The sequence below is a fragment of the Neorhizobium sp. P12A genome (genome assembly GCF_008365395.1).
Lineage (GTDB): Bacteria > Pseudomonadota > Alphaproteobacteria > Rhizobiales > Rhizobiaceae > Rhizobium.
Genome location: NZ_QOVX01000002.1, coordinates 857,678 through 876,518 on the forward strand (window position 1 = coordinate 857,678; position 18,841 = coordinate 876,518).

The window sequence follows — 18,841 nt, forward strand, 5'->3', positions numbered from 1 at the left end:
GCAGAATCAATCCGCCGCGAACGCATGATGCCGTGACGAACTCACACCACTGTTCCCATGAAGGTCGGACAGGGGTCTATTGAGGAATCCGCAGTGACATCGATCCCCTCCGTAAACGGCAGCACCGCTTTATTGATCCTGCAGCAGCAAAGCCCTGTTGCGCCAAGCGTCACCCAGAGCAAGAAGAGCGCCGCAGACAATATCCTCGCGGTCGCAAGCGGCGTACCGGCTCAGCAGGCATCCGGTGTTGGTGTCAGCCCGCAGCCGACCAAGACAGAGTCGAAAATCTCGCAAGACATGTTCAGCGTGAACTCGACCAATCTCACCAAGGTCAAGCTCGATCTGTTCGAGCGTGTCGGAGACGCACTCGGGATAGACGAAAGCGATTATGGTTCCGACGCCGAATACGGCGCGGCGATCTCGAAGCAAATCGCGTGGGATAGAGCGCAGCCGAATGGCGAAGCGACGATCAACGCGATCTCACAGAAGCTGGGGCTCGATAAGCTCGGCGTTTCCCTCGATACAATCGTGGATGCGATCATTGATCCGCAAGGCGGAGCGAACGACACGCTGGATGCGGCCCTGGAAAAGCAATACGGCCAGGACAAGAAAAAGGCGCTGGATAGCAGCCAAGCAAACGAGCAGAACCAGCTTCACGTCAGACCTGACGACGCCGGTATCTATAGCTACAGCATATCGACGAACGGCTGAACGCTGAGCCGAATGCGGGCCGGATTACCCGCATCGTGGCGAGGTCGCCGAGACGCGCAGGTGGGGCGGTGATTGTGGCATTCAAAGAAGCCAAAAGATCGTCCTACCCAGGAGCTTTTCTCCGACTCTCCCCTTGGGGAGAGGATGTGGTCAGCAAATCTCGGTCTTGGCGATCTTGATCCCGAACCCTTCGAGACCAACGTAATGCCGCTCGCGGGTGGTCAGCAGCTTGATCGAGCTGACGCCGAGATCCTTCAGGATCTGCGCGCCGAGACCGATCTCCAGCCATTCGCTGTCGCGGCTCTGGGCCGTGCCGTGGGCTTCGCGGTCCTGCTGGCGGCTCTTGCGGCCGTTGTCGTGGTGGCCGACGCCGACGGAGCCTTCGCGCAGGTAGACGATGACGCCGCGGCCCTCTTCGGCGATCTTGCGCATATAGTGCTCGACCGGACGCGCCTTGCCGAACACGTCGCCGGCAACACTTTCCGGATGCAGGCGCACCGGTACGTCGATGCCGTCGCGGATGTCGCCGAAGACGACGGCGAGATGCTGCATCGGATCCCAGGGCAGCGAATAGGCATGCGCCTTTGCCTTGCCGTAGGGCGTCTCGATGTCGAAGCTGGAGCCGAGTTCGATCAGCGTTTCCTTGCGCTGGCGATAGGCGATGAGGTCGGCGACCGAGACGGCCTTCAGGCCGTTGCTTTCGGCGAAGGCCGAGACCTGCGGGCCGCGCATCACGGTGCCGTCGTCATTGACGAGTTCGCTGATCACGCCGATCGGCGGCAGGTTGGCGAGCTTGCAGAGATCGACGGCGGCTTCCGTATGGCCGGAGCGCATCAGCACGCCGCCCTCGCGGGCAACCAGCGGGAAGATGTGGCCGGGGCGGACGAAATCCGAAGCACCGATATTCGGATTGGCGAGGTTGCGGACCGTCAGCGTGCGGTCATCGGCTGAAATGCCCGTTGTCGTGCCATGCTTGAAATCGACCGAAACGGTGAAGGCCGTCGTATGCGCGCTGTCGTTTTCGGCGACCATGGCGTTCAGGTTCAGACGCTTGGCCTCCTCGCGCGGCATCGGCGTGCAGACGATGCCCGATGTGTGGCGAACGATGAAGGCCATCTTTTCCGGCGTGCAGTGGACAGCAGCGACAATCAGGTCGCCTTCATTCTCGCGGTCGTCGTCATCCATGACGACAACGATCTCGCCGGCCTCGAAGGCCCTGATAGCATCGACGACGCGCTTCTGGTCGTAGGGCATGGGATTGTCCTTATTTCAGGCGGCCTGTCTGGCCGCGATCTCTGAGGTAGTGATCGGCAATCGCGCAGGCAACCATGGCCTCGCCGATCGGGACGGCGCGGATGCCGACGCATGGGTCATGGCGGCCCTTGGTGCGCAGATCGACATTGTTGCCATCGGCATCAATGGTGCGGCGCTCGGTGAGGATAGAGGACGTCGGCTTGATGGCGAACCGCGCGATGACCGGCTCGCCCGTGGAAATGCCGCCAAGGATGCCGCCGGCATTGTTGGACAGGAATATCCGGTTGCCGTCATTACCCATGCGCATTTCGTCGGCGTTCTCCTCGCCGGTCAGTTCGGCCGCGCCGAAGCCGTTGCCGATCTCGACGCCCTTGACGGCGTTGATCGACATCAGCAGCGAGGCGATGTCCTGATCGAGCTTGCCATAGATCGGCGCGCCGAGACCTGATGGCACGCCCTCGGCCACCACTTCGACGACGGCCCCGATCGACGAACCCGCCTTCCGGATGCCGTCGAGATATTCTTCCCAGACCGGCACGATTTCCGGATCAGGCGAGAAGAAGGGGTTCTGGTCGACCTGCGCCCAGTCCCAGTTGGCGCGATTGATCTTGTGCTTGCCGATCTGGACCAAGGCGCCGCGCACGGTAACACCGGGCACGACAAGACGTGCAATGCCGCCGGCAGCGACACGCGCCGCCGTCTCGCGGGCGGAGGAACGTCCGCCGCCGCGATAGTCGCGAATGCCGTATTTGACGTCATAGGTGTAATCGGCATGGCCGGGGCGATATTGGCGGGCGATCTCGCCGTAATCCTTGGAGCGCTGATCGGTATTCTCGATCAGCATCGAGATCGGCGTTCCAGTTGAGATCATCGTCTCGCCATCGGCATCCATCATCACGCCCGACAACACCTTGACGAGATCGTCCTCGCGCCGTTGCGTCACGAAGCGGGATTGGCCGGGCTTGCGCTTGTCGAGCCACACCTGGATGTCTTCAAGCTTGAAGCGCAGGCCGGGAGGGCATCCGTCGACGATGCAGCCGAGCGCCGGTCCATGGCTCTCGCCCCAGGTGGTAATGCGGAAAAGATGACCGAATGTATTGTGCGACATGGGATAGACCGGATTGCTCTGAATGCGGCAGGGCCGCATCCGCCTTCAGAAATTCGGCCCACTCATAGGCCAAAAACCTGTCGAGACAAAAGCCTTTATTTCTGCCCCACATATGTGCTGCGGGAATGAATTTCCATGAAGCCCTTATGAGGCAATCTGCCAAGGGGTGTTGCCGGCTGCAGCAGTCGCAAAGTCCTCGAAGGAGAGGGGACGGGCAAAGGCATAGCCTTGCAGCAGATCGCAGCCGAGTTCGCGCAGCCATACCGCGTGATCCCGCGTCTCGACGCCTTCGGCCACGGTTTCGATGCCGAGAGAACCGGCGATCTCAATGATTGAGCGCACGAGGGCGCGTTCCTGCGGCGATGTCAGGATCGGCTTGACGAGCTGGCGATCGATCTTCAGCCGCTTCGGCTTCAGCTTCAGCAGGCTGACGATCGAGGTATGTCCGGTCCCGAAGTCGTCGATCTCGATATCGATGCCAAGTTGCTTGATGCGTTCCAGATTTTGCGAGACGACATCTTCGCTTTCGTCGAGGAAGATCGATTCCACCAGTTCGAACGAGAGTTCGCCCGGCGCGATCTGCAGGCCATTCAAACTATCGATCAACCCGTCATCATGCAGGCGGCGGGAGGAAACGTTGACCGAAACCTTCGGAACGATAACGCCACGCGCCGCCCAGCGCATCTTGTCCTTGAGGGCGGTTTCGAGAACGATGCGGTCGAGGACATGCACTACGTTCAGTTCGTCGGCGATGTGCAGGAACTGGTCCGGGGTCAGCACGCCCCTGGTCGGATGGATCCAGCGCACCAATGCTTCGACGCCGGTCAGTTCCATCGTGCGGGCGGAGAATTGCGGCTGATACCAGGCCGCGAACTCGCCATTGTCGAGGCCTGCGAGGATCGCGTCGGCCGTTCTCTTGCCCTTGATGATCTCGGCCTGGAGATTCTGGCTGAAGAATTCGTGGCGGTTGCGCCCCATGCTCTTGGCGCGATAGAGCGCGATATCTGCGCGGATCAGGATCTTCCGTGCGTCAATATTCACGCCACCGGCCTGTGCGATGCCGATCGACACCCCGCAACGGCACGCAAAGCCCTCGAAGTCCATGGGCTGACGGACTTCCTCGATGATGCGCGTAGCCAGTGCCGACATCTCTGCGGGATCGTTACTGCCGATGATAACGATGACGAATTCGTCGCCGCCGATACGGGCGACGATATCGTTGTGGCGCACGCTCCTTGCCAGCACTTTCGAAACGTGGACAAGCATCGCGTCGCCGGCCGCATGGCCGAGCGTGTCGTTGATTTCCTTGAAGCGATCGAGGTCGATATGAAGGATGGAGAATTTCTGCCTTTGCGAGCGGCTGTCGGCCGTCAGTTTCTCCAGTGCCAGATCAAGTTTGCGGCGGTTGGCGAGTGCCGTCAGCGGGTCGTGAAGCGCATTGTGCTCGATCCGGTTCTTGGCAAGCTCCAGCTCGATATTCTTGGCAACCGCTTCCTCGTTTGCGGCCTTGAGCTGAGCCGTCAGCAGCGCGTCCTCGGTGGCGTCGAAGGCGATACCGAGGAGTTTCAGCTGTCCCGTCGCAGTCTGGTGCACCTTGCCGGTCGAGCGGATGTAGCGGATGCTGCCATCGTCAGCCTTGACGCGGCAGATAAGCGTGTGGATGTCGCCCAGCTGTTTGAAATGCCGTGAGCTTTCCAGCGCAAGGTCGCGATCTTCGGGGAGGATGCAGGAAAGCCAGCGCTCCTCGGTCATGAAACCGTGCACTGGTTCCAGTCCGTAGAGCTCATGCATGCGCTCGTCCCACAGGGCGCCGGGGCCGCCGGGAACCGCCTCCCAGATGCCGCACTGATAGCAATTGAGAGCCAGATCGAGACGCGTCGAAAGCTCGGCAAGCTCCATCTCGCGTCGGGAAAGTTCGTCCAGCGCCAGTTCCAGTTCGGCATTCTTGATGTCGCTGTGGTCCTTGGCATTGCGCAGCAATTCGGCTGCCTCGGCATCTGCGGTCACATCGGCGACGATACCGACCGTCCGGCGCTTTCCTGCCGCGTCGTTATAGAAGGAGCCGACCGACCGCAAATGCCGGATACTGCCGTCCTCGAGCCTGACGCGGTATTGGACCGTGCAGGAGGTGCCGGCCACGCTGCAGTTGAAGAAGTGTCTCTCGGCGATTGGACGGTCTGCGACGACGATCGCCTCAAGCCAGCTTTCGAGAGGATGGTTCCCCTCGCAGGGCGGATGGCCGTGAAGGCTAGCCGCGCGCACGTCCCAATAGACGTTGTGGCCATTCTCCTGCAGTTCCCAGATGCCGATATTGGATGAATCAAGCGCCAGGTTCAGCCGTTGCGAAAGCTCGAGCAGCCGCGCCTCGCGCGCCTCAAGCTCGCTCACATTGCGGCTGCGCTCGCCGAGCAGCAGGGTTGCGAAAAAAATCGGAAGGATGATGACGGCGCCGCCGGCGATAATGATCAAACGAAGCGGAAGCTGGTTCGGCGGAGATTGATTCCACCCCGCCTTCGGCACTGCGGAAACCTCCCATTCCCCGCCTGCGAAGCTGACCCTGCGGTGCAGTGGCTGATGGGTAAGCACATCGACGCTGCCGAAGAAGGGGAGAGTATTGTCTCCTGCCGATGTGCCCAGATCGCGCACTGCAAGCGAAAGATGGTCGAGATTTGGATAGCGTTCCTGATTCTCGCTGCTGCGCGATGGTATCAGGCCGGTATCTTCGTAGAACATATCCCGATCGACCGTGACTTCGACTGCCCCCCAAGCCTTGCGCTGTCCGTCCTCCATGACGAAGATTGGATAAAAGATCGCGAAGGCATTCCTGCCATTGCCGGCATTGACCGGACCATAAAAACGGGCCTGCGGATATCCGGCATTGCGGACGCCGGATTGATCGAGCATCGTCCCGTCACGGACATCCCTGCCAATGCGGTTCCCGGCGGACTGAAGCGGGAAGACCTTGCTGACGACAAAGCCGGGCGCGATCGTGATATTGATGAAACGGGGGTTCTGGATGAGCAGCCAGTTGATCCGGCGCTCCATTTCTTCGCTGTTGGTATTCGCGCTCAGCGAGATCATGCTGGAGAGATCCCGCACGACCGTCACATCGATGTTGATCTGGGCCGCCACGCGGGCGCGGATGAGGTTCGTCTCGTTTTCCGTGCGGATCTGCAATTCGCGGAGATAGGAAGCGGTATTTGCCCGATCGAGCGTAATGCCGACCACGACGACCACGAATGCCACCAGGGCTGAAACCAGCAGTGAAGCCCAGGTGTTTTCCAATACGCTTTTAAATTGAATATTATTGCCTAATCGGAAAACCAAAGCACTCCCCTTGTTCAGCGGAAACTTTAGGAGGAACCGGTTAATTTACGATTTCGCGAGCCGTTAACGCCCACTCTGGGTGTCATCGAATTGTCGTTCATCAATTGGGCAGCAAAAGCCTTTGTTGCGGGCGATTTCCGCCATATTCGGGGAGCTATCTTTGACCCATGAAAAATTGATATCGAATCTAAAAGGGTCCTCCCAATGCGCTTCTTTGTGGCGACACTGCTGGCCGCGGCAAGCATACTTGCTCCGGTTGTGGGATATGCGGAAAGTGCGGATGTGGAGGCAACGATCCAGAAGGTCGATGCCAAGAACCTCAGTATCGTCCTCGATGACGGCAAAAGCTATCACGCGCCGCACGATTTCGATTTCACCGGTCTTGAAGCCGGCGTGAAAGTGATCGTTTTCTACACGGAAGTGGACGGCAAGCGCGTCATCAACGATCTCGATATCGTTCATCACAGCAATTTCGGCAAAACCGCGTGAGTTAAGGCGCGGCCGCGCCTATTCGATCCAGCCGATGATCTTCCAATCGGTATCGATCTTCAGAATTCGGTCCTGCGGTATTTCGGCTTCCGCGGCATCTTCCCTGGAAATATCCGCAATCAGGCGGAAAAGCGTGCGGATAACGCCGCCATGCGTGACGCAGACCGTCGGTCGGTCGACCGACAAGAGCCAGGAACCGACCCGCCAGGACAGGATCTCATAGCTTTCCGCATCTTCGCCGGGCGGGATGAAATCCCATTTCGCGGCCCTGCGTTCCGCCAGCCGGTCAGCCTGGGTCGCTTTGATTTCCTTGAGTGTGGAACCTTCCCAATCGCCGAAGGAGACTTCGACCAGCCGATCGTCGGTGCGGTAATCCTGCGGCGGCAGGCCCATGGAACTGCGTACGAGCGCCATCGTTTCGCGCGTGCGAGCGAGGGGACTTGCGACGAAATCGAATTGATCCGTCTCGTCCTCCAGGAGCTCCGCAAGCAGGGCGCCATTCTGACGCGCCTGCTTGCGGCCGAGTTCGTTGATATCGATGTCACGCTGGCCTTGCAGCCGGCGTTCCGCATTCCAGTCCGTCTGTCCGTGGCGGATCGCATAGATGAGCACGGAACTGGTTCCTGTGAGTTATCAGTCCTTGATGACCGAAATATCAGGTGCATCGACCGCCTTCATGCCGACCACATGATAGCCGCTGTCGGCATGGTGGACTTCGCCGGTGACCGAGCGGGACAGGTCGGACAGCATGTAGAGGCCGACATCGCCCACCTCTTCGATGGTGACCGTGCGGCGCAGCGGCGCATTGTACTCGTTCCACTTCAGAATATAGCGGAAATCGCCGATGCCTGATGCGGCAAGCGTCTTGATCGGGCCGGCCGATATCGCGTTGACGCGGATGTTCTTCGGGCCGAGGTCGACCGCCAGATATTTCACGCTGGCTTCGAGAGCCGCCTTTGCCACGCCCATCACGTTGTAGTTCGGCATGACCTTCTCTGCGCCGTAGTAGGTCAGCGTCAGCATGGAGCCGCCATCCGTCATCAGCTTTTCGGCGCGACGGGCAATCGACGTAAAGGAATAGACCGAAATCTGCATCGTCTTGGCGAAATTGTCCGCGGACGTATCGACATAGCGTCCCGTCAGCTCGTCCTTGTCGGAGAAGCCGATGGCGTGAACGACGAAGTCGATCTTGCCCCAGAGCTTTTCCACATTTTCGAAGACGGCGTCGATACTGGCTTCGTCGCTGACGTCGCAGTGGCCGGCAAGCACGCCGCCGATTTCGGCAGCCAGCGGCTCAACCCGCTTCTTCAGCGCGTCGCCCTGATACGTGAAGGCGATTTCTCCACCCTGCGCGTGAATGGCCTTTGCAATACCCCATGCGATGGAACGGTTGTTAGCGACGCCAAGAATGACGCCACGTTTGCCTGCCATGAGGCCTGTTGCTTGAGCCATATTCTGCTCCCTTGGACTTTCGATCGAACCTGCCTATGGCATAGGCCGTTTCATGGTTCAAGCATGAGGGAGATCATCAACTGTTAGGCATCGTAATAAAGGGTGCTCTTGTCACCGAAATTTCACAAAAACAAGCCGTCCTTCATACTGCGCATCAGATCGGTGACCTTGTCATCCGGCTTTTCCCATAGCATCAGGCGCAGTTCTACCACGAGATCGCCCTTGGCACCATTTCCGTCCGGCAATCCGCCGCCTGCAATGCGGATAACGTGATCGGAGCCGGACCATGCCGGCACGGTCACATCAACCGCGCCACGCGGTCCTTCCACCTGGGTGTGCCAGCCCAGGACAGCGTTCTCGATGGTCAAAGGCAAAATTGTGTGGATATCGAAACCGTTGACGCGGAAGCGCGCATCTTCTGCCATGTGGACAGTGATTGCGACGTCGCCACGCTGCATGCCCTGCAGCTTCAGACCTTGCGCCTTGAGATGGACCACATGGCCGTTGCTCATGCCGGCGTCTGCCTGGAAACGCACCTCCTTGCCATCCGACAACGGAACGTTGATCCAGTTTCCCTGCAGAATGTCGTCGATGCTGACGGTTGCTTCCGCCGCAATCTCAGGTGCTTTCTCTTGAACGGGCGTCGATGCGGTGCCGGTGATGCGCCGCACGAGGGAGCTCAGAATGCCGAAAGGCTGTGAGATGATGGAGCCTATTCCACCGCCTGAAAGTGCATATTCGCCTTCGGCCGTCTCGCTGTCGCCGGCCTGTTCCTCGGTACCTGCTGCTGCATCCCTATGTTTTGCACCGCTCTCGTCTGCGTCGCTCTTCGGTGCCGACGCCTGCGGATGCGATCCGAAGATGCGCTCAATCATATCCTCAGGCGATTCCGCCTGTGTCGCTCCGGATTGTTGTGTGCCTGCAGATGGCTGTGCACTGCCGGTGTTGGTGCGGGAGCCTGCCGCATTGGCGGCGGCCTGCGCAGCGGCATTTGCCGCCGCAGCCTTGGCGGCCTTCTGCGCATTCACGCGCGCCAGTTCTTCCATGACCCGCTCTGCATTGGCGCGGGCTGCCTTGGCGCGCTCGGCTGCTTCGCGCGCAGCGTTGCGCTGCTGCATGATCGTCTGCTCGGGGCTTTGATTGGTCGCCTCCGCCATGCGGATGACCTGATCGTAGCGGCTCCGCTTTTTGGGATCCTTTAGGGTTTCGTAGGCGCGGCCGATCTCGGCGAACCGTTCCGTTGCGGTCGGATCGCTCTGATTGTGATCGGGATGAACCGCCTTGGCGAGATTGCGCCACGCCGTCTTGATTTCGGCTGCCCCTGCATCCCGCTTTACGCCAAGTGTCTTGTAAGGATCACGCATAGTACAAACCGCCAATTTTTCGACGTGGCGCTTTTCCTACCCAGCGCCCAGCCCCCAAATAAACAAACCGTTGCGCCGCTCGTTCCCTTCCCCGGAAAGTAGACGGACGCATCTATAGTGCGATCCTGTCCGACAGTTGCTAATCAGTTCTTACGGGAGGGCAGGCGGCTCGAATTGTTTTTCGGCAATGGTTAGTCATTCCCTAAATATTCGATTTGGTTCGATAGAAATCGTTAACTATACTTGATGCGTCAGGTCTCTTACAACAAGACGCGATCACGGTGATTTCAACTTGACAATAAGTATAGACAAATCTTTCATGATGCCGCCCGGCGGGTTGGCGCAGCTTTGACCCCCACCCACATCAGGCATATCGAAAAGCACGAGCAGGAAGCGCGGCATCCCATGCAGGAAATCTGGATCGACTATCTCAACGCCATCGACGCGAAAGCCCTGGCACTGACCAACGACGAGATCCTCGACGCGGTCAGCAAAGCGCTCGACGCACAGGGGCGGGGAGAGACGGTCATCGAGCCGCGGGTCCATCTCGTTCCGGAAAGTTCGGACAAAGGCCATTTCAACGTTCTTCGCGGCTATGTGAAGTCGCTCGACTATGCCGGCGTAAAGGTCGTCGGCGACTTCGTCGACAATTACAAGCAGGGCCTGCCATCCGAAATGGCCGTGCTCAATCTTTTCGATCCACGCACCGGCATGCCGAAGGCGATCATAGATGCGACCGCGATCACCGATATGCGCACCGGCGCTGTAACGGCCATCGGCGCACGGCATCTTGCGCGCAAGGACAGCAAGATTCTCGGGCATATCGGCGCGCGCGGCACGTCCTATTGGAATGTCCGCCTGCTCGACCACATCTTCGATTTCGAGGAAATCCGCGTTCACTCCCGCCGGCCTGAAAGCCAGAACGCTTTTGCCGCCCGCCTGGAAAAGGACCTGGGCAAGAAGATTATCGTCACCGACAACTGGGAGGATTGCCTCAAGGACGCTGACATCATGGTCGAGGCGAGCCGCCTTCCCGAGCCGACGCCGCTCTTCAGGACCGCCTGGGTCAAGAAGGGCGCTTTCGTCGTTCCCTATGGCACGATGAGCGCGCTGGAGTTCGACCTGACAGATATCATGGACAAGGTCGTGGTCGACGACTGGGGTCAATGCGGGCCGGGCCGCCCCTATGGCGCACTCCGCCGCCATGTCGATGAAGGCAAGGTGACGGCGGAGAACCTGCATGCCGAGATCGGCCAGATCGTCGCCGGCATGAAGCCCGGCCGCGAGAGGGACGACGAGACCATTCTCTTCTGGCACCGCGGCCTCAGCACGACCGATGTCGCCCTCGGTGCCGCCATGGTGGACAAGGCGCGGCTGATGAAGATCGGCCAGCGCCTACGCTTCGCTTAAGGAGTGCGCGCCATCATGGAAGCGGACGCCGGTCGGAAGAGTGTTACGTTTGGGGCCGGCGGCACGACCGTCGAAATGATCTGCGCGGTCGCACGCGACGCAGCCGAGGTGACGATTGCCGAAGATGCGCTGGCTGGCATCGAGGCTGCCTATGATTGCCTGGTTCGTCATGCCGAAGGCGGTCAGGCGATCTATGGTGTCAGCACCGGCCTTGGTGCCGCCGTCGATACCAAGATCGCTCCGTCGAGCGGCCCCAGCCAGTATCGCATTCCCCGCGCTCGCGCGGTCGGTGTCGGCCATTTTGTCGAACCGGATGAGGTTCGCGCCATGATGGCGGCGCGCGTCGCCCGCTTCTGTCTCGGCTATTCCGGCGCCTCTGCAGCAGCCGTTGGGGCGCTCCGCGACATGCTCAACCGCTCGGTCCACCCCTGGGTGCCGATGACCGGCTCCATCGGCGAGGCGGATCTCCCGCAGCTCGCGCATATCGCCCTTGTCATGATCGGCGAGGGAAGGGCGGTTCTCCCTGATGGCACTGCCGTTTCTGGTGCCGAGGCGCTGGCGGCTGCCGGCTTGAGCCGGCCGACATTCGGCATCAAGGATGGGCTGTCACTCATTTCCTCCAATGCCGCCTCCGTAGGCTTCGCCTGCCTCGTGCTCCAGGACGCCAGGCGTGTGTTCGATGCGCATATCGGCGCGACAGCACTTTCCTTCGAAGGCTTCCGCGCGAACATTGATCCTCTCGATCCGTTGGCGAGCCGCCTGCGACCCAGCCCAGGGCAGGCGCGCGTGGCCGCGGCGATACACTCGCTCGTCGATGGCGGCGACCTGATGAAGCCGGGGGCGGCGCGGCGTCTGCAGGATCCGCTGAGCCTGCGATGCGCACCCTCGGTGATGGGGGCGGGTTGGTATGCTCTTGAACAGGCATGGCTTGCAGTCGAGCTGGAGCTGAATTCCAGCGATGACAATCCCTCTGTCATCGCCAACGAGGATCGCGTCTTGCCGACAGGCAATTTCGATCCGACCCATATGGTGCTCGCCTTCGATACGCTGTCTCTCGCGCTCGCCCGGCTGGCCGCGATGGCCGCGGAGCGGATGATGAAGCTCATGTCGCCGGGTTTTTCCGATCTGCCGCGGTTCCTCGCGCCCGCCGAACCGGGATCGAACGGCTTTTCCGCGCTGCAGAAGACGATTGCGGTGCTGGCGGCGGAGATCGGCCATCTTGCATTGCCCATGCCCTTCGCCGTCACGCCGGTCGCCGACAGGGTAGAGGACTATGCTTCGCTCGCCATGTCGGTTGTCGACAAGACTGCGCGGCTGGTCGAGAAGCTGCGTTATCTGACGGCGATAGAACTGATTGTCGCCGCCCGCGCTATCGATTTGCGCGGACCCGTCGCGCTCGGGAACGGGGCAGGGGTGCTGTTTCGGAAAATCAGGGAAGCTGTTCCGCCGCTCGATGTCGATCGCTCACCGAGCGAGGATATCTACGCAATTTCTGACATGATTGCTGCTGGAAGCCTTGTGGAGCCTCTGCTCGAAGTGCTGCACCGGCACGACAGTGCCTCTTAAATGGAATGGGTAGTCGCCGGCCGTCAGCCGTCCTGCTGGAAGCTCAGAAGCTGCCAGTTGCCGGCGCCGACTAGGCAGGTCTTGCCGTAGAAATTGGCAATGCCGTCATAGGCATGCCGGGTCGTGCGGAATTGGCGGCAGATCTCACCGGAATCAGATTTTTCGACGATCGTGTCGATTACGCCGGCGCTGCCCGTGGAAGCGTTCGCCCAAGGTAAGGGCTGACCGTTCAGCTTAGTCAGATCGGCGGAGGTGACGGCATTGCGCACGGTCGTTTCATCGGAAACGGTATCCGTCGTGACCACCGCCTGCGGCACGGTTCCGGTCGAAACGGAGCGATCGACCTTGGCGGAGCTCAGGAAATCCATGCCGCCGGTCATGCAGCCGGTAAGCGACAGAAGAGCGACGGACGCCACGATCATGACGCCACTCTTTGCCAGCTTGCCCTTTGTATGAAGCGTCGACTTTGCTATGACTTCCACCTTAAATCCTGTCCAGTTTATGAAAACTGGGCAAACGATCAAATCCGAGGCATTTGAACTAATATGTCGGAAAACGAGTTAACAAGCGGTGACTTCACCGAGCAGAGCGAACCCTTCACACTATTTGCGGAATGGCTGCGGGAGGCAGAAGGAACTGAGCCGAATGATCCGAATGCGGTTGCTTTGGCAACGGTGGATAGTGATGGATTGCCAAACGTCCGCATGGTCCTCCTGAAAGGTTTCGATCATCAAGGATTCGTATTTTATACAAATTTCGAAAGTCAGAAAGGCCAAGAACTGCTTTCCCATAAAAAAGCTGCCATGTGCTTCCACTGGAAGTCTCTCCGGCGGCAGGTTCGTCTGCGCGGATTGGTTGAAGTTGTGACCAATCAGGAGGCAGATGACTACTTCAGGTCGCGCGCCCGTGGCAGCCGCATCGGCGCCTGGGCGTCAAAGCAGTCCCGTCCACTCGAAAGCCGGTTTGCGCTTGAAAAGTCGGTAGCGGAATACACCGCGCGCTTTGCGATCGGCGAAATCCCGCGCCCAGACTACTGGTCGGGTTTCCGGATTCGTCCGCTTTCGATCGAATTCTGGCACGACCGCAATTTCCGCCTGCATGACCGTGTCGAATTCCGGCGCGAGGTACCCGAAGGCGCCTGGCAAAAGGTGCGCATGTATCCCTGAAGGAAACCTGCGTCAGGGGAGGGGAGCGAAGCCGCGCTACCCCTTCTGCCCCATCAGTCGCATCGGAATGCCCGAGGCAAGAGCCGATGCGTAGCGGGCTTTCTGATAGAAGCCATTGAGCGACAGGCGGGGCAAAAGCGTCGTGGGCATGCCGGACCGTACGACCCCCGGCCGCGTCGATAACCCGATCGTAAAGCCGAGTTCGCCGACCAGCCGTGCCTCCCGGGGCGAAGAGGCTGCGTTCGTGCCATAGGGAAACGCAATCGCCTTTGGCTGTTCGCCGGTGATGATCGCGACATAATTGGCCGACAGCGCCATCTCTGCCGCCGCCTCCGCTTCCGTCAGCCGTCCGACAGCCCTGTGGCTGACGGTATGTGCCCCGAGGGAGGCCAGAGGGTGACGGGCGACCTGTGCCAATTCTTCTCGATCCATGATGAGCGAGCGTGAGATGTTCAGCGGCTCCAGCCCGTGCTTGCGAGCAAGTTCATCGATTGCCGCGACGGCCAGCGCCTCGTCGGAACCATGCACGTAGTCGGCAAATCGGCCGTATATCTTTTGCCGCATGTCCGGCTGCCGCAGATCGAAGCTTTCGTCGCCGGACCCGAAATCGAAGGTCAGGCGGTCCAGCCGGCCGAGCAAGGCATCGAGCGTTTCCCACCACATGCCGTGCGTGCGCTCCGAAAGACCCTGCGTTACGAAGATCGTGAAGGGAACGTCGTGCCGCGCAAAGACGGGCAGGGCGAATTCCAGATTGTTGCGATTGCCATCGTCGAGGGTAAAGGCTGCGAAACGCGGCTGTGTTCCCTCGCGTGCCATGCGCTCGGGGACCTCGTCCAGCGGCAGAAACTCATAGCCTTCGCCCTTCAACTGCCGGATCGCCACGTCGAGAAAATCGGGCGTGATTTCCAGATGCCGGTTCGGTTCGAATGATTTCGGTTGGTATGGCCGGACATGATGCAATGTGAAGATCACGCCGAGGCCGCCCGCGCGCTGCATGAGGCCGAGGGATTGCAGGATGGAAGCGGTCTCCAGCCCACCTGTAATGATCGCTTGTTTCAGGCGGCTCTTGATAGCCAGTTGCATGAGATCCATCCGGCGAATTGGACGTCGCGTTCCTGCCCTCTGCAGTCTCGTTTATCTCGACCGATATCAAACCTTACTGAATAAGCAAGCTTACTAGGCCATTGTTAATGCTTCATTTACCACTAATGGCAAAATTGCGTTTTCATCCAGGCAGTTGCCTCAAGATCGCACAAATGAACAGCTTCTGTCGCGAAAGCGCACAGGACGCTGTTGCTGCATTGCATTTTATGGTTGGGGATAAACATGAAGAGAATGATGATGATCCTGTCGGCAGCGGCGGCGCTGCTGGGTTCGTCGATTGCTGCCGTGGCCGGTAGCGCCTATTTCGTCATGGACGCAAAGACCGGCAAGGTCCTCGCGTCTGACGATGCCGACACGCTGAACCATCCGGCGTCGCTTACCAAGATGATGACGCTCTACCTGACCTTCGATGCAATCCATCGCGGCAAGATCGGCTGGGCGACCAGGGTCCCGGTATCGCAGAACGCGGCCAACAAGCACCCGACCAAACTTTTTCTGAAGGCCGGCAGCACTGTCACCGTGCGCGACGCCGTCAACGGCATGATCACCCGCTCGGCCAATGATGCCGCTGCAGCCATGGCTGAGGAAATCGGCGGTAGCGAAGGCAATTTCGCCCGTCTGATGACGCAGAAGGCCCGCCAGCTCGGCATGAGCCGCACCACCTTCGTCAACGCATCGGGCCTGCCAGATGATCGCCAGGTCACAACCGCGCGCGACATGTCGACGCTCGCCGTTGCGCTGATCAACGATTTCCCCAGGGAATACCGCCTCTTCTCTCAGCGCAGCTTCGTCTACAATGGCACCCGCATCAACGGTCACAACAACCTGATGTACCGCTACAAGGGCATGGATGGCATCAAGACCGGCTATACCAATGCGTCGGGCTTCAATCTCGTCAGCGCCGTCAAGGACGGCAATCGCCGCGTCGTCGGCGTCGTCATGGGCGGACCGACCGCTCGCAGCCGCGACGACAAGATGGCCTCGCTGTTGAACCGTTATATGGACGATGCATCCGCCAAGTCAGGCGCACGACTGGTCGCAAGCGTCGGCAGCCGCGCAAAGAGCAAGGCGGTTGAAGTCGCTTCTGCCTCGGATGATGGCGACGTTCCAGTACCCTCGGTCGCATCCCGCCCCGACGATGTCACGCGTTCCACCGCATCCGCAAGTGATGTGACGCTTCCGCTCGATCGTCCCCAAGTCGCCGACGAAATCCAGAACGCCGGAAAGCCGAAGGAAGGCCGTTGGCAGCTGCAGATCGGCGCAACGCCTGACGCCAAGGCCGCAAAGGCCCTGCTTGAAAAGGCACAGTCGAAGACCGGCGGCCCGCTGGAGACGGCTTCCCCTTATACCGAAGCGGTTGGAAAAGGACGCGGCAGGCTCTATCGGGCACGGTTCACCGGCTTTGAAAGCCGCGATGCCGCCGATGCCGCCTGCAGCGCGCTGAAGAAGAACGATTTCGAGTGCCTGCTGCTGCCGAGCCAGGGCTGATCGGAGGAGGATAAGGGCGGGAGCGCGCGCAATGGCCGGCTCTACCGCCATTTCCAAAAGGCTCGACATATCGAGCAGAATCGTTCACCTCTGCCAGGAACGTAAAGGGAACGATCATGCTGAAGACACTGGCGGAGAAATTCGAGACGGCCTCGGGGCAATATGCTGCCGAGCACGGGATCGAGCGGGATGACGATTGGTTCATCCTGAAGCTTCAGGAAGAGATGGGCGAACTGACCCAGATCTGGAACAGGGCGAAGGGTAGGGGGCGCCGCAAGGGCATGTCCGATGCCGACATCGCAACTGCGCTCGCCGATGAGGTGGCCGATGTCCTCGGCCACATTCTGCTCTTCGCCAACCGCAACGGCCTTGATCTCAACGCCGCGATCGAACGCAAATGGCGCTTCCGCCTCGAGGGCTGACAGTCCTCAACCGCGCAGGCTGAGACGATAGAATTTCGTATCGACCATCATGCGCGGAAAGGATGCCGGCAGGTCCTCTGCCGAAATTTCCACAAACCCGTTCTTTTCATAGAAACGATGCGCGGCAAGAAATTTTGCCGTCGTGCCGAGGATAATGTCGCCGAGGCCGACCGCCCGGGCATGATCCACGAGACCGGCAAGCAGCCGCGTGGCGACGCCATGCTCGCGTCCGCGATAGGCGGCGGCAACGAACATCTTGCGCAGCGCCGCCTGGTCATTGCCGATATCCTTCAGGCCGATCGTGCCGACGACACCGCCATCGCGAACAGCGACCCAGAACTGGCCCTTACCTGTCTGGTAGAAGGACGGGATCTCCGCGAGATCCGGCTGGTCGGCCGCCGATATGGCGACGCCGAACTCCTCGCGCTGGATCGGTAGGATCAGCGCGATAACGCCAGCTTCATCGCCCGCACGGAACGGCCGGATCTCGATATCGGTCATGATCGTCCGCTCAGGCCTTGGTGCCGCCGACCGTTACCTGATCCATGCGCAGATGCGGCTGGCCGACGCCGACAGGCACCCACTGGCCGGCCTTGCCGCAATTGCCGCTACCGGTATCCAGCTTCATGTCATTGCCGATCATGGAAACGCGCTTCATCGCGTCGGGACCGTTGCCGATCAGCATGGCGCCCTTGATCGGCGCGCCGACCTTGCCGTTCTCGATCATGTAGGCCTCGGTGCAGCCGAAGACGAACTTGCCAGAGGTGATATCCACCTGGCCGCCGCCGAAGGAGACGGCATAGATGCCCTTCTTGACTGACGCAATGATCTCTTCCGGCGTCTTGTCGCCGCCGAGCATATAGGTGTTGGTCATGCGCGGCATGGGCACATGGGCATAGCCCTGCCGGCGGCCGTTGCCGGTCGCCTTCATGCCCATCAGCCGGGCGTTCTGCCGATCCTGCATGTAGCCGACCAGCTTGCCGTTCTCGATCAGCACATTGTAGGCCGAGGGCGTGCCCTCGTCATCGACGGTGATGGAGCCGCGGCGATTCTCGATCGTGCCATCGTCGACGACTGTCACGCCGGGCGCAGCAACCATCTGGCCCAGCAGCCCGGCAAAGGCCGACGTCTTCTTGCGGTTGAAATCGCCTTCCAGACCGTGGCCGACGGCCTCGTGTAGCATGACTCCAGGCCATCCCGAGCCGAGCACGACGTCCATCGTGCCGGCAGGCGCGTCCATGGCTTCCAGGTTGACCAGCGCCTGGCGCAGGGCGTCATCGGCGCCGTGCTGCCAGCTTTCCTCGGTGATGAAATCGGCAAAGCCGACACGACCGCCGACGCCATAGGAGCCGGATTCCTGCCGGTCGCCCTGACCGACCATGACCGATATGTTGATGCGCGTCATCGGCCGTATATCGCGGACGCGATGCCCGTCGGCGCGCAGAATGTCGACCACCTGCCAGCTTGCCGCGATAGAGGCCGTGACCTGGCGGACCTTCTCGTCCTTGTCGCGCAGATAGGTGTCGATCTCCTTCAGAAGCTTGGCCTTGGCTTCGAAGGTCGGCGCCCCGATCGGATTTTCGTCGCTGTAGAGAACCTTGTTCGTGCGCTGTGGGGCTGCCGCATAAGAGCCGGAATGGCCGCGCGTAACCGAGGTGACGGCATCCGCCGCCCGCCTCAGCGCCGCTTCGGAAAGATCGCCCGCATGCGCATAGCCAACAGCTTCGCCAGCCACTGCCCTAAGGCCGAAACCCTGCTCGGTGTTGAAGCTGCCGCCCTTCATGCGCCCATTGTCGAAGGTCAGCGATTCCGCCTGGATATGTTCGACGAAAAGCTCGCCGTCATCGGCATCGGCAAGCGCATCGGCAACGATGCCGCGCAGCTTCGTCTCGTCGGCATCGAAAAGGGTGAGGAGATCGGTGTTCATGGTGAGGTGCTCCGTTCAGTGCCGATGTAGGTCCGTGGCGTTGCAAGAGCAAG

At 60.3% G+C, this 18,841-nt stretch carries 17 protein-coding genes; 7 read left to right on the forward strand and 10 right to left on the reverse strand.

Annotated features, from left to right (window positions below):
* Positions 1-93 precede the first annotated feature (93 nt).
* Entirely contained in the window at positions 94-711 is a 618-nt protein-coding gene (locus tag DTW90_RS10165; RefSeq protein ID WP_149338019.1) for a hypothetical protein, read from the forward strand.
* Positions 712-861: 150 nt separating this feature from the next.
* Here the strand turns inward: DTW90_RS10165 and ribB are convergent, their stop codons facing one another.
* The 3 genes from ribB to DTW90_RS10180 all read right to left on the reverse strand — a co-directional run bounded on the left by ribB (position 862) and on the right by DTW90_RS10180 (position 6,400).
* Positions 862-1,965 carry a 3,4-dihydroxy-2-butanone-4-phosphate synthase gene (gene ribB, locus DTW90_RS10170; protein ID WP_132517965.1) on the reverse strand — a complete coding sequence of 368 codons (1,104 nt, stop codon included), beginning with the start codon at positions 1,963-1,965 and terminating at the stop codon, positions 862-864.
* Positions 1,966-1,975: 10 nt separating this feature from the next.
* On the reverse strand, positions 1,976-3,073 hold the full coding sequence (gene aroC / locus DTW90_RS10175; RefSeq protein ID WP_149338021.1) for a chorismate synthase: 1,098 nt from the start codon (positions 3,071-3,073) through the stop codon (positions 1,976-1,978).
* Between the two features lie 144 nt (positions 3,074-3,217).
* Complete coding sequence (locus DTW90_RS10180) at positions 3,218-6,400, reverse strand: EAL domain-containing protein (RefSeq protein ID WP_149338023.1); 3,183 nt, start codon at positions 6,398-6,400, stop codon at positions 3,218-3,220.
* A 204-nt stretch (positions 6,401-6,604) separates the two neighbouring features.
* Here DTW90_RS10180 and DTW90_RS10185 point away from each other — a divergent pair, with 204 nt between their 5' ends.
* Positions 6,605-6,889: a DUF1344 domain-containing protein gene (locus DTW90_RS10185; RefSeq protein WP_149338024.1), complete on the forward strand. Its 285-nt coding sequence runs from the start codon at positions 6,605-6,607 to the stop codon at positions 6,887-6,889.
* 18 nt (positions 6,890-6,907) lie between these two features.
* Here DTW90_RS10185 and DTW90_RS10190 read toward each other — a convergent pair whose 3' ends face one another.
* The 3 genes from DTW90_RS10190 to DTW90_RS10200 all read right to left on the reverse strand — a co-directional run bounded on the left by DTW90_RS10190 (position 6,908) and on the right by DTW90_RS10200 (position 9,705).
* Entirely contained in the window at positions 6,908-7,501 is a 594-nt protein-coding gene (locus DTW90_RS10190) for a histidine phosphatase family protein (protein WP_149338026.1), read from the reverse strand.
* A 21-nt stretch (positions 7,502-7,522) separates the two neighbouring features.
* The gene (gene fabI / locus DTW90_RS10195) at positions 7,523-8,341 is read right to left on the reverse strand and encodes an enoyl-ACP reductase FabI (protein WP_132517955.1); all 819 of its coding nucleotides are present in this window, start codon (positions 8,339-8,341) and stop codon (positions 7,523-7,525) included.
* A gap of 122 nt (positions 8,342-8,463) precedes the next feature.
* Positions 8,464-9,705, reverse strand: coding sequence for a DnaJ domain-containing protein (locus tag DTW90_RS10200; protein ID WP_149338028.1), 1,242 nt, complete (start codon positions 9,703-9,705; stop codon positions 8,464-8,466).
* A gap of 405 nt (positions 9,706-10,110) precedes the next feature.
* Here DTW90_RS10200 and DTW90_RS10205 point away from each other — a divergent pair, with 405 nt between their 5' ends.
* Both DTW90_RS10205 and DTW90_RS10210 read left to right on the forward strand, forming a co-directional pair.
* On the forward strand, positions 10,111-11,115 hold the full coding sequence (locus DTW90_RS10205; protein WP_149338422.1) for an ornithine cyclodeaminase family protein: 1,005 nt from the start codon (positions 10,111-10,113) through the stop codon (positions 11,113-11,115).
* A gap of 15 nt (positions 11,116-11,130) precedes the next feature.
* A complete protein-coding gene (locus DTW90_RS10210; RefSeq protein WP_149338030.1) occupies positions 11,131-12,681 on the forward strand; it encodes an aromatic amino acid ammonia-lyase in 1,551 nt (516 codons plus the stop codon).
* 23 nt (positions 12,682-12,704) lie between these two features.
* Here the strand turns inward: DTW90_RS10210 and DTW90_RS10215 are convergent, their stop codons facing one another.
* Positions 12,705-13,163, reverse strand: a complete 459-nt coding sequence (locus tag DTW90_RS10215) for an RT0821/Lpp0805 family surface protein (RefSeq protein ID WP_132517947.1) — start codon at positions 13,161-13,163, stop codon at positions 12,705-12,707.
* Positions 13,164-13,226: 63 nt separating this feature from the next.
* On the opposite strand from DTW90_RS10215, the gene pdxH reads away from it, so the two are divergent.
* Positions 13,227-13,847: a pyridoxamine 5'-phosphate oxidase gene (gene pdxH / locus DTW90_RS10220; RefSeq protein ID WP_149338032.1), complete on the forward strand. Its 621-nt coding sequence runs from the start codon at positions 13,227-13,229 to the stop codon at positions 13,845-13,847.
* Between the two features lie 36 nt (positions 13,848-13,883).
* Here pdxH and DTW90_RS10225 read toward each other — a convergent pair whose 3' ends face one another.
* The gene (locus tag DTW90_RS10225) at positions 13,884-14,930 is read right to left on the reverse strand and encodes a polysaccharide deacetylase family protein (RefSeq protein ID WP_149338033.1); all 1,047 of its coding nucleotides are present in this window, start codon (positions 14,928-14,930) and stop codon (positions 13,884-13,886) included.
* 243 nt (positions 14,931-15,173) lie between these two features.
* Here DTW90_RS10225 and DTW90_RS10230 point away from each other — a divergent pair, with 243 nt between their 5' ends.
* Positions 15,174-16,439, forward strand: coding sequence for a D-alanyl-D-alanine carboxypeptidase (locus DTW90_RS10230; RefSeq protein WP_149338035.1), 1,266 nt, complete (start codon positions 15,174-15,176; stop codon positions 16,437-16,439).
* Positions 16,440-16,555: 116 nt separating this feature from the next.
* Positions 16,556-16,861 (forward strand): pyrophosphatase, encoded by a 306-nt coding sequence (locus tag DTW90_RS10235; RefSeq protein WP_149338037.1) that lies wholly within the window; start codon positions 16,556-16,558, stop codon positions 16,859-16,861.
* Between the two features lie 6 nt (positions 16,862-16,867).
* Here the strand turns inward: DTW90_RS10235 and DTW90_RS10240 are convergent, their stop codons facing one another.
* Both DTW90_RS10240 and tldD read right to left on the reverse strand, forming a co-directional pair.
* On the reverse strand, positions 16,868-17,362 hold the full coding sequence (locus DTW90_RS10240; protein WP_149338039.1) for a GNAT family N-acetyltransferase: 495 nt from the start codon (positions 17,360-17,362) through the stop codon (positions 16,868-16,870).
* 10 nt (positions 17,363-17,372) lie between these two features.
* A complete protein-coding gene (gene tldD, locus DTW90_RS10245; protein ID WP_149338041.1) occupies positions 17,373-18,788 on the reverse strand; it encodes a metalloprotease TldD in 1,416 nt (471 codons plus the stop codon).
* Positions 18,789-18,841: the final 53 nt, after the last annotated feature.